The organism is Actinophytocola sp. NPDC049390, from assembly GCF_044466355.1.
In the GTDB taxonomy this organism is placed as follows: Bacteria; Actinomycetota; Actinomycetes; order Mycobacteriales; family Pseudonocardiaceae; genus Actinophytocola.
The window spans coordinates 122,705-137,133 of record NZ_JBITMQ010000004.1; the positions used below are offsets into that span (position 1 = coordinate 122,705).

Below are 14,429 nucleotides of genomic sequence, written 5' to 3' on the forward strand. Positions count from 1 at the left end.
CCGTGGAGACCTTCTGGTTCGTCGCGATCGCCGTGCTGTGGTTCGGCTACCTGTTCCTGGAGGGGTTCGACTTCGGCGTCGGCATGCTGCTGCGCCTGCTCGGCCGCACCGAACCCGAGCGGCGCGCGATGCTCACGACGATCGGCCCGGTCTGGGACGGCAACGAGGTGTGGCTGATCGTCGCCGCCGGTGCCACGTTCGCCGCGTTCCCCGGCTGGTACGCGGGCCTGTTCAGCGCGGCCTACCTGCCGATGTTGTTGCTACTGCTGGCGTTGATCGGCCGCGGCGTCGCCCTCGAGTGGCGCGGCAAGGTCGACACCGACCGGTGGCGCGCCGTGTGGGACGCGGTGATCACCGGCGGCTCGCTCGTCGCGACGCTCGGCGTCGGCCTCGTGCTGTCGTGGAACGTGCTGGGGCTGCCGCTCGACGAGAACGGCAACCGCGTCGGGTCCGCGTTCGCCGCGGTGCGTTGGGACACGGCGCTCGGCGCGCTCGCGTTGACCGGGTTCGCGCTGGTCCACGGCGCGGTGTTCGTCGCGCTCAAGACCGACGGGCCGCTGCGGCACCGTGCCCGGAGGCTGGCGCTCCGGCTGCTGCCCGTCGCGTTGACGCCGCTGATGGCGCTCGCCGTCACGGTGCAGTTGCGGTCGGACACGGAGTGGACGTGGCTCGTCGTGTTCGCGGTGCTGGTCGCGGCGGTGTGCGCGTGGCTGTTCCTGGACGGGAACCGTGAGGGTCGGGCGTTCGCGGCACTCGGCGTGACGCTGGGCGCGGGCGTGCTGGCGTTGTTCGGCGCGCTGTACCCGAACGTGCTTCCGTCCACTGTGGACCCGGCGTACTCGCTGAGCGTCGCCGAGGCCGCGTCGAGCCCGTACACGTTGACCGTGATGACGTGGGTCGCCGGGTTCGGCGCGCCCGCGGTCCTGGTCTACCAGGGCTGGACGTACTGGGTGTTCCGCAAGCGGGTGACGACATGAGGCCGTTGACCAGGCTTTCTCGCGCGGCCCGGCGGGCGCTCGTCGGCTGCGCGGTGCTGGCCGGGATGAGCGGTGCCGCGCTGGTGGTGCAGGCGTGGGCGCTGGCGTCGGTGATCACCGGTGCGGGCGGGCTCGCCGTGCTGGCGGGCGCGGTGGTGGCGCGGGCGTTGCTGGTGTGGGTGACGCAGGTGGTCGCGGCCCGCGCGGCGGCGGGCGCGAAGGAGGAACTGCGGGCGCGGCTGCTGGACCGCGCGCTCGCGTTGGGTCCGGAGTGGACGGTGCCGCGCGGGTCGGCGCTGACCGTGCTCGCGACGCGCGGACTCGACGCGCTCGACGACTACTTCACCGTGTACCTGCCCGCGCTGGTGAACGCGGCGGTCCTACCACTGGGCGTCGGCGCGGTGCTGCTGGCGGCGGACTGGGTGTCGGCGCTGACGGTCGGCCTGACGTTGCCGCTCGTGCCGTTGTTCGCGGCGCTGGTCGGGCTGCGCACGAAGGACCGCGTGGCCGAGGCGTCGGCGACGGAGCAGCGGGTGGCACACCACCTGCGTGAGCTCGTGCGGGCGCGGCCGGTGCTGACCGCGTTCCGGCGCGTCGACGCACAGGCGACGACGATCCGGCGGCTGTCGGAGTCGCAGCGCCGTTCGACGATGGCGACGCTGCGGGTGGCGTTCGCGTCCGCGCTGGTGCTGGAACTGGTGGCCACGCTGTCGGTGGCGCTGGTGGCCGTGCTGATCGGGATCCGGTTGATCAGCGGCGACCTGTCGCTCGCGGTGGGGTTGTTCGTACTGGTCCTGGCACCGGAGTGCTACCTGCCGCTGCGGCAGGCCGGCGCGGCGCACCACGCGAGCGAGGCGGGCATGCAGGCGGTGCGGGAGATCGCGGACCTGCCCGCGCCACCGGAGTTCGGCACCGCGGCACCGGTGGGTCCTCTGACGGTCACCGACCTGCGGGTCCGCAGGCGGGACGGCTTCGCACCGGACGGGGTGACGTTCACGGCCCGGCCTGGGGAGGTCGTGCACCTGGACACGCCGAGCGCATCGGGCAAGTCGACGACGTTCGCGGCCATCCTCGGGTTCGTGGCACCCTCGTCCGGCTCGGTCCGGGTCGGCGCACACGAGCTGTCCGACGTGGACATCGAGGCCTGGCGGCGGCGGGTGGCGTGGGTGCCGCAGACGCCGCGGTTCGCGGGCGGGACCGTGCGGGCCGAGGTCGGTGACCTGGCGGACCAGCTCAACCTGACACACGTGCTCGACCGTCCGATCGCGGAACTGTCCACAGGGGAACGCCAGCGGGTGGCGGTGGCACGGGCACTGCGCCGCGGCGCGGACGTGCTCCTGCTCGACGAGCCGACCGCCCACCAGGACCCGGCCAACGCGGCACGCGTCCACGAGGCGATCGCGGCGTCGGGCGCGGCCGTGGTGCTCGCGAGCCACCGCGCGGCGGACGGGGTGGCGGACCCCGCCCCCGCCCGCGTCGCGAACACGGTGACCCGCTCGGACATCAGGCGGGTCCCGCTGCGGACGTTGGTCACGCCGAGGTTGCTGGCGGGCGCGGCGCTGGGCGCGGCGGCGTTGCTGGCGGGGGTGGCGTTGACGGCGACGTCGGCGTGGCTGATCGCGAAGGCCGCGACACAGCCGCCGATCCTGTTGCTCGGTGTCGCGGTGGTGGGGGTGCGCGCGTTCGGCCTGGCGCGGGCGGGGTTGCGGTACGCGGAACGCCTGGTCACGCACGACGCGGCCTTCCGGATGGCGGCCGAGCGCCGGGTGCGGCTGTGGCGGACCGCGGACTACCGGCGGCTCACCACCGACGTGGACACCGCGCGGGACCTGACCCCTCGTGTGCTGCTGCCACCGCTGGTGGCGGCGGTCGTGTGCGTGGCGGCCGTGGCCGTGCAGTCGGCGATCCTGCCGGCGGCCGGTCTCGTGCTCGTCATCGCGGTCGCGGCGGCCGGCCTGGGTGCACCGGCCGTCGCGCTCGCGGTCGACCGGCACGCGACCCGCGCGCTCGCGGACGGCCGTCGCCGGGTCGCGGACCGGGTGCTGGCACTGCTGGAGGCGGCTCCGGACCTGATCGCGTTCGGCACGCATGTCGCGCACCGAGCCGAGGTGGCGCGGGAGGACGCGGCGCTGGCCCGCGAGGCCCGGCGGCAGGCGTTGAGCGCGGGCGCGGCCGCGGCGTTGATCACGCTGTGCCTGGGGCTGGCGAGCGTGGCGGCGCTGGGCTTGGCGAGCGGGGTGGACCCGCTGCTGGTGCCGGTGCTGGCACTGGTCCCGCTGGCGCTGGCGGAGGCGCTGACCCCGCTGCCGCCAGCCGTCCAGCACGTGGCGCCGCTGCGTGCCGCGCTGGCGGAGCGCGGCCCTCGGCCCCCCGAAATCCAGCGTACCGACGAGCACCGACAGAACCGGGCCGTCGCGCTGCGGGGTGTGGACATCCGGTGGCCCGGAGCGGACGCGCCCACCGTGCGTGGCGTCGACCTCGACGTCCGACCCGGGACGCACGTCGCCGTCGTCGGGCCGTCCGGGGTCGGCAAGTCGACACTCGTCGCGTTCCTGGCCGGGTTGCTCCCCGCCGAGCGGGGGACCGCGACCCTGCCGACCACCGCCTGGGTGCCGCAGGAGCCGCACCTCGTCGCGACCACCCTGCGCGAGAACCTCCGCCTCGCCGACCCGCACGCGACCGACGAGCGGCTCCGCGACGCGCTCCGGCAGGCCGAACTGCCCGCCTGGGTCGACCGCCTCGACGACGACCCCACCACCGCCTCCGGCGGCGAGGCCCAGCGGATCGCGCTCGCCCGCGCCCTGCTCGCCGACGCCGACCTGCTCCTCCTCGACGAGCCCACCGCCCACCTCGACGCGCCGACCGCCGCCCGCGTCCTCGCCAACCTGAAGGGCCGCACCGTCGTGCACGTCACCCACCGGCCCGAGGAGGCGGCCGCCGCCGACGCCGTTCTGGAACTAACCTGACGTGCGTATGGAACCCGCACTTGCCGCGCAGGCGCTCGGCGCCTCCACCGAGATCGCGACGGCAGCACTGTCCGGTGAGGACCCGGACGCGGTGCTGCGTCTCGTCGTGCGGCACGCCGCCGAACTGGCCAAGGCGGACCTCGGGCTCGTCATGACCCGCGGCGAGGACGGCGCCCTCACCGTCGAGGCCGCCCACGGCAGCCCCGGCCCCACCTTCACCGACCCCGTCGGCCTCGTCCTGTCGCCGCGCAGCTCCGCCGCCCGCACCGCCCGCAGCGGTGTCGCCATCGTGGTCGACGACGTCGCCGCCGATCCGCGTACCGCCCCGTTCGTGCCCCGTGAGCTGCGGAACTTCGGACCGTTCGCGGCCGCGCCGTTCGGCACCGCGCAGCGGCGGCTCGGGGCGCTCACCGTCTACCGCAACCGCGGTGCGCAGCCGTTCGCCGAGACCGCCGTCGAGATGCTCACCGCGTTCGCCGCACAGGCCGGGCTCGTGCTCGTGCTCGCCGAAGGCGCCAACGCCCGCGCCCGGCTGACCCTCTACCAGGAACGCGAGCGCATCGCCCGCGACCTGCACGACGTGCTCGTCCAGCGCCTGTACGCGGCGGGCATGCAGCTCGACCTGCTCGCCCGCCGCCCGAGCCGCAAGCTGGCACGCAAGGACGCCCAGCGGCTCGCCGACGCCATCGACCAGCTCGACGCGTCCATCGCCGACGTCCGGGCCGTGGTCCGCGCGCTGCGCAACCCCGACCCCGAGGAGCACGCGACCGACCTCGCCGAGTCGGCACGCACCGAGGTCGCGATCGCCGGTGAGCTGCTCGGGTTCCAGCCCGTCCTGGAGATCGACGGCGACCTCGCCGACGTGCCCGCCGCGCTCGCCGACCACGCCAGGGCCGCGCTGCGCGAGACGCTGTCCAACGTGGTCCGCCACTCCGGCGCGCACCACGTGTCCGTCCACATCGGACGAGGCGACGCGCTGCGCCTGGTCGTCGCCGACGACGGGTGCGGCATCCCCGAGGGCGTCACCCACCGCGGGCTGGGGCACCTCGAGGAACGCGCGCGGCAGGCGGGCGGCCGCTCCGACATCCGCTCCTCACCCAAGGGCACGACCGTGACCTGGACCGTGCCGCTGGGGTAGGGCTACCCCCACCTCGCATCCGCCGGGTCGCACCAGTGTCCCGGGCGCGCCGAACCGCGATCCTTCTCTTGTGCGACAAGAGAAGGAGAACACCGTGGACGTGGTGCGGCTCACCGAAGTGCGGAAGACCTACGGCGGCCGCCGCAACGCGGTGACCGCCCTCGACGGCGTCACCATCGGTTTCCCCAAGGCGACGTTCACGGCCGTCATGGGCCCGTCCGGGTCCGGCAAGAGCACGTTCCTGCACTGCGCCGCCGGGCTCGACCGCCCGACCAGCGGTTCCGTGCTGCTCGAGGACGAGGAGCTGTCGAAGCTCTCCGAGGTCGAGCTGACCAGGCTGCGCCGCGAGCGCGTCGGGTTCGTCTTCCAGGCGTTCAACCTGCTGCCCGCGTTCTCCGTGCAGGACAACGTGACGCTGCCGCTGCGCCTCGCGGGCAGGCGGGTCAAGAACGACGCCGTCGACCGGGTACTGGCGCAGGTCGGCCTCAGCGAACGCCGCAAGCACCTGCCCGGCGAGCTGTCCGGCGGCCAGCAGCAGCGCGTCGCGATCGCCCGCGCCCTCATCACGCGCCCGGCCGTCATGTTCGCCGACGAACCCACCGGCGCGCTCGACACCCGCACCGCCCGCGAGGTGCTGAACCTGCTGCGCGCGTCCGTCGACCAGGCCGGTCAGACCGTCGTCATGGTGACCCACGACCCCGTCGCCGCCTCGTACGCCGACCGGGTCGTGTTCCTCGCCGACGGCAAGCTCGTCGGCGAGCTGCACCGCCCGACCGCCGAGGCCGTCGCCGAGCGCATGACCCACCTCGGTGCGTGGGGCGAGCAGCCCGCGGGGGTGCGGTGATGCTGCGGATCGCGTTGCGGACACTGCGGTTCCGCAAGGGCGCGTTCGTCGCGACGTTCCTCGCGATGACGTTCGGTGCGGTGCTGGTCCTCGCGTGCGCCGGGCTGATGGAGACGGGCATACGGGGTGACATCCCGGCGCGGCGGCTCGCGGCCGCGCCGCTCGTCGTGACCGGCAGCCAGACGTGGACGCTGCCGAAGGAGAACCCGGCCGACCCGGAGGAGGACAGCGAGGCCGCGTACCTGCCGGAACGTGTGCGGTTGTCCGACGAACTGGTCGACGAGGTGTCGCGGGTGCCGGGGGTGGCGGCCGCGGTGGGGGAGACGTCGGTGCCGGTGCTGGCCGGGCAGCGGCGGCTCGACGCGTACGGGTGGGCGTCGGCGGCGCTGACGCCGGTGTCGCTGACGTCGGGGGAGGCGCCCGCGACGGGGGAGGTCGTGCTCGGCCAGGGGGCGGGCGCGGCGGTCGGTGACCGGGTCGAGCTGGTCGTGCGGGGGAGCGCGGAGACGTTCACGGTGTCGGGTCTCGTGCCCGGTCAGGCCGTGTACTTCGCCGACGACCAGGTCGCCGACCTCGCCGGTCATCCCGGCGGCGTGGACCTGATCGGCGTGCTCACCGCACCCGGCGCCGACGTCGGCGCGGTCGCCGACGCCATCGCCGGGCTGCTGCCCGGCCAGAACGCGACGCTGCTGTCCGGCGACGACCGCGGGTTCGCCGAGTTCGCCGGCTCGGAGAAGGCGAGCGAGAACCTGATCGTCCTGTCCGCGGTGTTCGGCGGGCTCGCCACCATGGTCATGCTGTTCGTGGTGTCCACGACGCTGGGCCTGTCGGTCCAGCAGCGGCAGCGCGAACTCGCCCTGCTGCGGGCGGTCGGCACCACGCCGGGGCAGCTGCGGCGCATGGTGGTCGGCGAGGCGCTGTTCATGGCGGTGTTCGCGGCCGGGCTCGGCCTGCTGCTCGGCGGCGTGTTCGGCGAGTGGCTGTTCGAACGCCTGGCGGACAACGGGATCGTGCCGACCGCGATGACCCACTCGTCCGGCTGGATCCCGATGGTCGTCGCGTCCGGCGCGGTGCTGGTCGGGTCGTTCCTCGGCGCGCTCATCGCCGGGCGCAAGGCGGCGCGGACCCGGCCGACCGAGGCGCTCGCCGACGCGGCGATCCAGCGGAAGTGGCTGTCCCCGATCCGGGTCATCCTGGCGGTGCTCGCGTTCGGCGGCGGGGTCGCGCTGTTCATCGTGACCGTCGCGGTGATGACCGGGCCCATCGCGGCCAGCACGGCGGGTCCGTCGGTGATGCTGTGGGCGATCGCGCTCGCGCTGGTCGCGCCGGGCGTCACGAAGCTGTTCCTGGCGGTCCTGCGCTGGCCGGTGCGGGCGTTCGCGGGCACCGCGGGCTACCTGGCGACGCTGTCGACGAAGACCCGGTCGGTGCGGGTGGCCGCCGTCGTCACACCGATCATGCTGGCCACCGGTATCGCGACCGCCAACATCTACCTGCAGACCACGACGGTCGCGGTCGCCAACGAGGCGTTCGCCGACAACCTGCGGGCCGACCTGGTGGTGACGTCGCCGACCGGCATCACCACCGGCGTGCTGGCCGAGGTCGGCGCGGTGCCCGGCGTCACCGCCGCGGCGGAGTTCGCGACCAGCACCGTGTTCGTCGCGGAGCCGTACGACTCGTCGCTGTCCGAGGACGGCTGGGCCGTCCAGGGCGTCACCGCCGAGACAGCCGCCGAGACGACCGCGGTCAAGCCCAGCGAAGGCACGCTCGCCGACCTCACCGGTGACACGGTCGTGCTGCCGGAACAGCACGCGGCCACGCTCGGCAAGGGCGTCGGCGACACCATCACCGTCCTCATGGGCGACCGTGCCGAGGTGCCGGTGGAGATCGTCGCGCTGTACCCGGCGCACGAGGGCTTCGAGACGCTGCTCATGCCCGCGTCGCTGGTTGCCGCGCACACGACCGACGGTCTGCCCAAGCAGATCATGATCCGCACCGACGACCCGGCCGCGGTGACCGCGGCACTCCGGCCGGTGCTGGCCGGGCACCCGGGCCTGGCGCTGGTGGACCGCGACGCGCTCCTGTCCGGGTACGCGCAGGACCAGGAACTCGGCGCGTGGATCAACTACCTGATGGCGGGCATGATCATCGCCTACACCGCGATCTCCGTGGTGAACAGCCTGGTCATGGCCACCGGCGCCCGGCGCCGCGAGTTCGGCCTGCAGCGGCTGACCGGCTCCACCCGCGGCCAGGTGCTGCGCATGATGACGGTCGAGGCAGGCATGGCGACGGTCATCGGCGTCGGGCTCGGCACGCTGGTCGCAGGCATGACGCTCATGCCGTTCACGCTGGTCACGGACGGCACGATCCTGCCGAAGGGCCCGATCGTGATCTACCTGGGCGTCGTCGGCGCGGCCGCGCTGCTCACCTTCGGCTCGACCCTCCTGTCCACCTGGGCAGGGCTGCGGACCCGGCCCGCGGAGGCGGCTGTCGCACCCGCCTGACGCGGCCGAAGCACCGCGGGCGGTCCCATCCGGGGCCGCCCGCGGTCGCGTTACCGTGCGACGTGGACTTCCTCGACGCGACCAGGCGTTCCTACGACGCCACCGCCGACGACTACGCCGAGTGGATCCGCGACGAACTGGCCGCCAAGCCGTTCGACCGTGCCGTGCTCGGGGTGTTCGCCGAACTCGTGCGCGGCCCCGTCGCCGACGTCGGCTGCGGCACCGGCCGCATCACCGCGCACCTCGCCGGCCTCGGCGTCGACGTGTCCGGAGTGGACCTGTCACCGCGCATGCTCGCCGCCGCCCGCCGCACGTACCCGCACCTGAGTTTCGCCGAAGCCTCGATGACCGCGTTGCCGATCGAGGACGGCGCCCTCGGCGGCGTGGTGGCCTGGTACTCCACCATCCACGTCCCCGGCACGCACCTCCCCGCCGCGCTGGCGGAGTTCCACCGCGTCCTGCGCCCCGGCGGCCTCCTGCAGCTGGCGTTCCAGTCCGGCACCGGCACCGAGCACCGCACGAGGGCAGGTCGCCACGACGTCGAGCTGACGTTCCACCACCGCACCTCCGAGAAGATGGCGGACCTGTTGCGGGACAGTGGCTTCACCGTCCGGGCACAGCTCGTCCGCGCCCCGGACACCGACGGGCCGTACCCGGAGGAAACTCCCCAGGCCTACCTGCTGGCCTGCGCGCACGACTGACGTGGGGAGCGGCGATCAGCGCTGCGGACGGCGGGCGAACCACGCCACCGCCTGCGTGCGCCGCTCCATGCCGAGCTTCGCGAGCACCGACGTCACGTAGTTCTTGACTGTCTTCTCGGCCAGGAACAGCCGCTCCGCGATCTCCCGGTTCGACAGGCCCTCGCCCATCAGCTCCAGCACCGCCCGCTCCCGCTCGGTGAGCGCGGACAGCTCGTCGGCCGCCGCCTCACGGCGCATGCGGTCCAGCACGCGGGCCGTCGTCACCGGGTCGAGCAGCGACCGTCCGGCCGCGACCTCACGCACCGCGTCCACCAGGTCCTGACCGCGCACCTGCTTCAGCAGGTACCCGGACGCGCCGGCCATGATCGCCTCCATCAGGGCCCGCTCGTCGTCGAACGCGGTCAGCACCAGGCACCGCGGCGGCGGTTCCAGCTGCCGCAGCGTCCGGCACAGCGCCACCCCGTCACCGTCCGGCAGCCGCACGTCGACCACCACCACGTCCGGCAGCGTCGCGCCGACACGCACCAGCGCCTCCTCGACACCCCCGGCCTCGGTCACCACCTCGATGCCGGGCTCACCGTCGAGCAGGTCACGCAGCCCGCGGCGCACCACCTCGTGGTCGTCGACGAGCGCCACCCTCACGGCCATGCCGCCAGACTATGCCGCCGCTCACTGGGTGGCCGCCCCCAGCACCGCCCGCAGCTTCCCGATGGCCCACCGGTTGCCGTCCAACTGGACCTCGTCGTCGCCCGCGCGCCGCCACACCCACCGCAGCACCGCGCCCGGCTCCCCGAGGACCGCCGCCTCCGCGTCGGACTCGCCCCGCTCGACCGTCACCGCGTCCGGGCCGAGCTGCACCTGCCATCCCGCGCCCTCGGTCGCGACCTGCACGGTCCGGCCGTCGCAGTCGGCGAGGTACTCGGCGATCTCCTCCGGGTCCTCCTCCGACGCGTAGGCGAGGAAACGCACCAGCAGCTCGTCGATGCCGTCCACCGCGAGGTCGGCCGGGACCGGGTCGTGCTCCACGCCGGCCGCCAGCTCCGCGTCCAGCCGGTGGATCACGGTCTCCTGCGCCATGCGACGCAACCAGAACCCGACGGTCTGGTCGTGGACGTACCAGGTCAGCGACCGGTCGGTGACGTCGCGCGCGGTGAGCTCGCCGACGAGCCGCCGGTAGGAGTCGTCGAGCGCGGCCAGCGGCTCCGGTAACTCCGGCGGCCACGGTGTCGGCCAGCTGCCCTGCCGCATGGTCTCCGTCTTGTGCAGGTACACCTCGGCCACGTGCCGCGCGAGGTCGGCGCCGGTCCAGCCGGGGCAGGACGGCACCGGCGCGTCCATGGCGCCCTCGACCACGTCACGCAGGCGCGTGAAGTCGGCCGCCAGGCACTCCAGGAATCTGTCCTTGTCCACGGCTGACACCCAACCACGGACCACCGACGAAAGCTCAGAGTTTGCGGAGCCGGACGCGGCTGGTCCGGTGGTCGGCGTCCTTGCGCAGCACCAGCGACGCCCTCGGCCGCGTCGGCAGGATGTTCCGCACCAGGTTCGGCTCGTTGATCGTCTTCCACAGCCGCGCGGCCTCGGCACGTGCCTCGTCGTCGGTCAGCCCGGCGTAGTGGTGGAAGTGCGAGTCCGGGTCGGAGAACGCCGTGTCCCGCAGCGTGAGGAACCGCTCGACGTACCAGCGGGCGATGTCCTCGGTGTGCGCGTCCACGTAGATCGAGAAGTCGAACAGGTCCGCGACCGTGAGCCCCTGCCCGGGCAGCAGCACGTTCAGGCCCTCGATGATCAGGATGTCCGGTTTGCGCACGACCTGCGTCTCGTCGGGCACGATGTCGTACGCGAGGTGCGAGTAGACGGGCGCGTGCACCTCGGGCGACCCCGACTTCACGTCCGACACGAACCGCAGCAGGCTGCGCCGGTCGTAGCTCTCCGGGAAGCCCTTGCGGCTCATCATGCCGCGCCGGATCAGGTCCGCCTTCGGCCACAGGAACCCGTCGGTCGTGACCAGGTCCACGTGCGGGTGGTCGGGCCAGCGGGCCAGCAGCGTGCGCAGCAGCCGCGCGGTGGTCGACTTGCCGACCGCGACGCTGCCCGCGATCCCGATCACGAACGGCACCTTCTGCGCCGTCTCGCCGAGGAACGACGTGGTGTCGGCGTACAGGCGCTGGTGGGCGGCCACCCGCAGGCTGATCAGGCGGGACAGCGGCAGGTAGACGTCGACGACCTCGTCCAGGTCGACGGGGTCGCCCAGGCCGCGCAGACGCACCAGTTCGTCCAGGGTGAGGGTCAGCGGCGTGGCACGCCTCAGCTCTCGCCACTGCTCGCGACGCAGCTCCACGTAAGGACTGAGGTCGCGGGTCTTCACCGCCACGTCAACAAACGTTAGGTGTTCCTGGCCCTGTGGGCACTGTGACGCAGTACACGCCGCCGTCGCTCACCCCGGCGCAGCGGTGCACGTCGGCGCCTGACGAGGCCAGGAAACGCATGCCGTGAATCCCGGAACGGGGCCTCGGCGACATTTCGGTACGTGCCGAACTCGAACTGACCATGGAATTGCCATAACTGCATGAGTCGCCCGGCGAAAAGGGAGCCGCGAGGGCTCCCTTTTCTCAGCAGTTGACCAATTCGGGGCTCTGGTTCAGCAACTGCGCGCGCGGGCTGGTGAACTCGGCGTACGCGCCGTGCGCCGCCGGGTCGAACAGCGCCAGCCGGTGGCAGTTCTGGAACGCGAGGCGCACGTTGAAGTGCCGCTCCACCGCCGCCCGCATCGCGTCACTGCCCACCAGTCGCAGGAGTTGACCACGGGACTGCTCGTCCGGTGGCTCCGTCTGGTTGTCGGCGAAGGGACCGCCGGTGGTCGAGAGGCGCTCGGCGACGTCGGTGACCACCGACCACGCGTAGGGCAGCGAATCACGGATGCAGGCGATGAAATCGTCGTCCGACACCGGACCCTGCTGGGCTTTCTCCAACAGGTCGGCGGGCACCGTTAACGACATTCGACCTCCTTGATGGGAAATTGCGGTCGACATCCACTTAACCCGCAGTGACCGTATTTGGCGAGCCACCCAAAGTGTGAACTTGCGACCGGCATTTCGTCACCGTCAGGCACCGGGCGCGATTGACCGGAGCAGCGGCCGGTACAACTCCACGGCCACCCCGGGCAGACCGCCCAGTTTCTCGTGCACCAGCCGCGACACGTCCGCCCAGTCCAGCCCGCCGTTGCCCACTCCGAGTGCGGGTACCGCGACCGAGTCAAGCCCCCGCTCGCGGATCACGCACACGAGACCGTCCAGCCCCGCCTCGACGTCCCCGAGACGCGACTTCGCCCGCCAGTGCTTCTTGGTGGGGAAGTTGACGATCACCCGCCCGTCGTCCTCGCACACGAGCATCCGCCCGGGTACCACCTCCCCGGCGGCACAGGCCTCCCGGTAGGCGGCGAAGTTGGCGGGGAACCGCCGCTTGAACTCCAGCGCGATCCCCTTGCCCATGACCCCGACACAGTTCACCGCGTTGACCAGCGCGGCAGCGCCGGAGTCGAGAAGATCCCCGTCCAGTTCGTCGATCATGCGCGCAATGTGCCACGACGCACCGACAGTGCGGACCAGCTCACCGACCCTGTCCGCGTGGGGCGAACACCTCGTCCCACGCGGCCATCACCTGCCGGGCGCACACCTCGGGCGGCACGCCGCCGATCCCGGTGCCCAGGCCCGGCATGGCGATGGTCGACACCACCGAGCGCACCGGGCGGTCGTCCTCCAGCCGCCCGTCGCGCCACGTCCGGAACACCGCGCGGGCCGCGAGGTAGGGGTGCACGGTGTCCTGTGGCAGGCGCTCGCCCGGCTCCCGCATCGTCGGCGCGCTGATCAGCCACGCGGGCGCCGCCACGTCGGTCGGCACGATCACCGCCTGGCCGACCGGCAGCTCCCCGCCGTGGTAGGCGAGCACGGCGCTGCGCACGTGCTGTTCGATCGCCGGGAACGCGTGGGCGTACACCGAGTCGATGCCGCCGCGCATCCACCCGTACGAGTTAGCTGGGCTGACCACCGCGTCCGCGGGCACGTCGAGTGTCGAGCCGCGGTAGGTGTACACCTCGCGCCGACCGTCCGCCGCCGCCTCCCACGCCACTGCCAGGGCGTCTTCGACGGCGCACAGTACGAGCCGAAGCGGTTCCCTCGTCCCGGTCCCCGCTTGCGAAGCCTTTTCGGCGGCGGTCACCGTTTCAGCATGGCATCTCAGGGGGACCGGGCGTAACCGGCAAGCGGTAACTACGTCCCCCTGTCAGGTTAAGTCTCGGTGCACCCGATCGGGCGTGCTGGCGACGCAGAGCAACCGGGTTAGGGTGGCCTCGTGCCGAGCATCGCGTACTTCGGACCGCAGGGGACCTTCTCCGAGCAGGCCGCGCTCGCGGCCGGCCGCCCGGACCACACGCTCGTGCCGGAGGCGACCGTCCCGGAGGCGCTCGCCGCGGTCCGGCACGGCCACGCCGACCTCGCGTGCGTGCCGGTGGAGAACTCGGTCGAGGGCGCGGTGTCCGCCACCATGGACGCCCTTGCCGTCGACGAACCGCTGGTGGCGATCGCCGAGGTGCTGCTGCCGGTCGCGTTCTCCCTGCTCGCACGGCCCGGCACGGACCTCGCCGACATCAGGTCCGTCGCCAGCCACCCGCACGCGCTCGCGCAGGTCCAGGGCTGGCTCGGCAAGCACCTCAGCCAGGCGACCCAGCTCGCGTCCACCTCGACGGCCGCCGCGGCGGTCGGCGTGCTCGACGGCCAGTGCGACGCCGCCATCACCGCGCCGGTCGCGGCCGACCACTACGACCTCGAGGTGCTGGAGACCGGCATCGCCGACGTCGACGACGCGGTCACCCGCTTCCTGCTGTTGCAGAGGCCCGGCGCGCTGCCCGCCCCGACCGGCTCGGACCGCACGTCGATCGTGGCCGTCGCCGCCTACCAGCGCACCGGCGTGCTCGCCGAGATGCTCACCGAGCTGGCGCTGCGCGGCATCAACCTGAGCCGCATCGAGTCCCGTCCCATGAAGGGCCGCCTCGGCGAGTACCGCTTCTACCTGGACTTCGACGGGCACGTGGCCGAGCAGCGGGTCGCCGACGCGCTCGCCGCGCTGCACCGCCGCTGCCACGAGGTCCGCTTCCTCGGCTCCTACCCGAAGGCCGACGGCACGCCGACCCTCGCGGGTGCGGACAACACAGACGCCGACTACGCGGCCGCCACCGGCTGGGTGACCGGCGTGCGCGAGGGCCGCACCGGATAGGCCTGTCCCCCCCCACGTCACAAACCGG

General features: G+C 73.1%; 13 protein-coding genes. 7 read left to right on the forward strand and 6 right to left on the reverse strand.

The window, feature by feature from the left end; translation table 11 throughout:
* Positions 1-2 precede the first annotated feature (2 nt).
* From cydB to ACIBVP_RS14365, 6 genes are all read left to right on the forward strand, one after another.
* On the forward strand, positions 3-977 hold the full coding sequence (cydB, locus tag ACIBVP_RS14340; protein ID WP_396106558.1) for a cytochrome d ubiquinol oxidase subunit II: 975 nt from the start codon (positions 3-5) through the stop codon (positions 975-977).
* Positions 974-3,943 carry a thiol reductant ABC exporter subunit CydC gene (cydC, locus tag ACIBVP_RS14345; protein ID WP_396106559.1) on the forward strand — a complete coding sequence of 990 codons (2,970 nt, stop codon included), beginning with the start codon at positions 974-976 and terminating at the stop codon, positions 3,941-3,943. The genes cydB and cydC overlap by 4 nt, the downstream gene beginning before the upstream one ends.
* A 7-nt stretch (positions 3,944-3,950) precedes the next feature.
* Entirely contained in the window at positions 3,951-5,081 is a 1,131-nt protein-coding gene (locus ACIBVP_RS14350; protein WP_396106560.1) for a GAF domain-containing sensor histidine kinase, read from the forward strand.
* A 70-nt stretch (positions 5,082-5,151) separates the two neighbouring features.
* Positions 5,152-5,925: an ABC transporter ATP-binding protein gene (locus ACIBVP_RS14355; protein WP_396106561.1), complete on the forward strand. Its 774-nt coding sequence runs from the start codon at positions 5,152-5,154 to the stop codon at positions 5,923-5,925.
* On the forward strand, positions 5,925-8,429 hold the full coding sequence (locus ACIBVP_RS14360; protein ID WP_396106562.1) for an ABC transporter permease: 2,505 nt from the start codon (positions 5,925-5,927) through the stop codon (positions 8,427-8,429). The genes ACIBVP_RS14355 and ACIBVP_RS14360 overlap by 1 nt, the downstream gene beginning before the upstream one ends.
* Positions 8,430-8,491: 62 nt before the next feature.
* The gene (locus ACIBVP_RS14365; RefSeq protein ID WP_396106563.1) at positions 8,492-9,130 is read left to right on the forward strand and encodes a class I SAM-dependent methyltransferase; all 639 of its coding nucleotides are present in this window, start codon (positions 8,492-8,494) and stop codon (positions 9,128-9,130) included.
* A gap of 15 nt (positions 9,131-9,145) precedes the next feature.
* Here the strand turns inward: ACIBVP_RS14365 and ACIBVP_RS14370 are convergent, their stop codons facing one another.
* From ACIBVP_RS14370 to ACIBVP_RS14395, 6 genes are all read right to left on the reverse strand, one after another.
* Positions 9,146-9,778: a response regulator gene (locus ACIBVP_RS14370; protein WP_396106564.1), complete on the reverse strand. Its 633-nt coding sequence runs from the start codon at positions 9,776-9,778 to the stop codon at positions 9,146-9,148.
* A gap of 21 nt (positions 9,779-9,799) precedes the next feature.
* Complete coding sequence (locus tag ACIBVP_RS14375; RefSeq protein WP_396106565.1) at positions 9,800-10,540, reverse strand: maleylpyruvate isomerase family mycothiol-dependent enzyme; 741 nt, start codon at positions 10,538-10,540, stop codon at positions 9,800-9,802.
* A 34-nt stretch (positions 10,541-10,574) separates the two neighbouring features.
* Entirely contained in the window at positions 10,575-11,498 is a 924-nt protein-coding gene (gene coaA, locus ACIBVP_RS14380) for a type I pantothenate kinase (RefSeq protein WP_396106925.1), read from the reverse strand.
* A gap of 244 nt (positions 11,499-11,742) precedes the next feature.
* A complete protein-coding gene (locus ACIBVP_RS14385; RefSeq protein WP_396106566.1) occupies positions 11,743-12,129 on the reverse strand; it encodes an SCO5389 family protein in 387 nt (128 codons plus the stop codon).
* A 105-nt stretch (positions 12,130-12,234) separates the two neighbouring features.
* On the reverse strand, positions 12,235-12,699 hold the full coding sequence (locus tag ACIBVP_RS14390; RefSeq protein WP_396106567.1) for a macro domain-containing protein: 465 nt from the start codon (positions 12,697-12,699) through the stop codon (positions 12,235-12,237).
* A gap of 40 nt (positions 12,700-12,739) precedes the next feature.
* Entirely contained in the window at positions 12,740-13,369 is a 630-nt protein-coding gene (locus ACIBVP_RS14395; protein WP_396106926.1) for a macro domain-containing protein, read from the reverse strand.
* A gap of 111 nt (positions 13,370-13,480) precedes the next feature.
* Between ACIBVP_RS14395 and pheA the strand changes: the two genes are divergently transcribed.
* Positions 13,481-14,401, forward strand: coding sequence for a prephenate dehydratase (gene pheA / locus ACIBVP_RS14400; protein WP_396106568.1), 921 nt, complete (start codon positions 13,481-13,483; stop codon positions 14,399-14,401).
* Positions 14,402-14,429 lie beyond the last annotated feature (28 nt).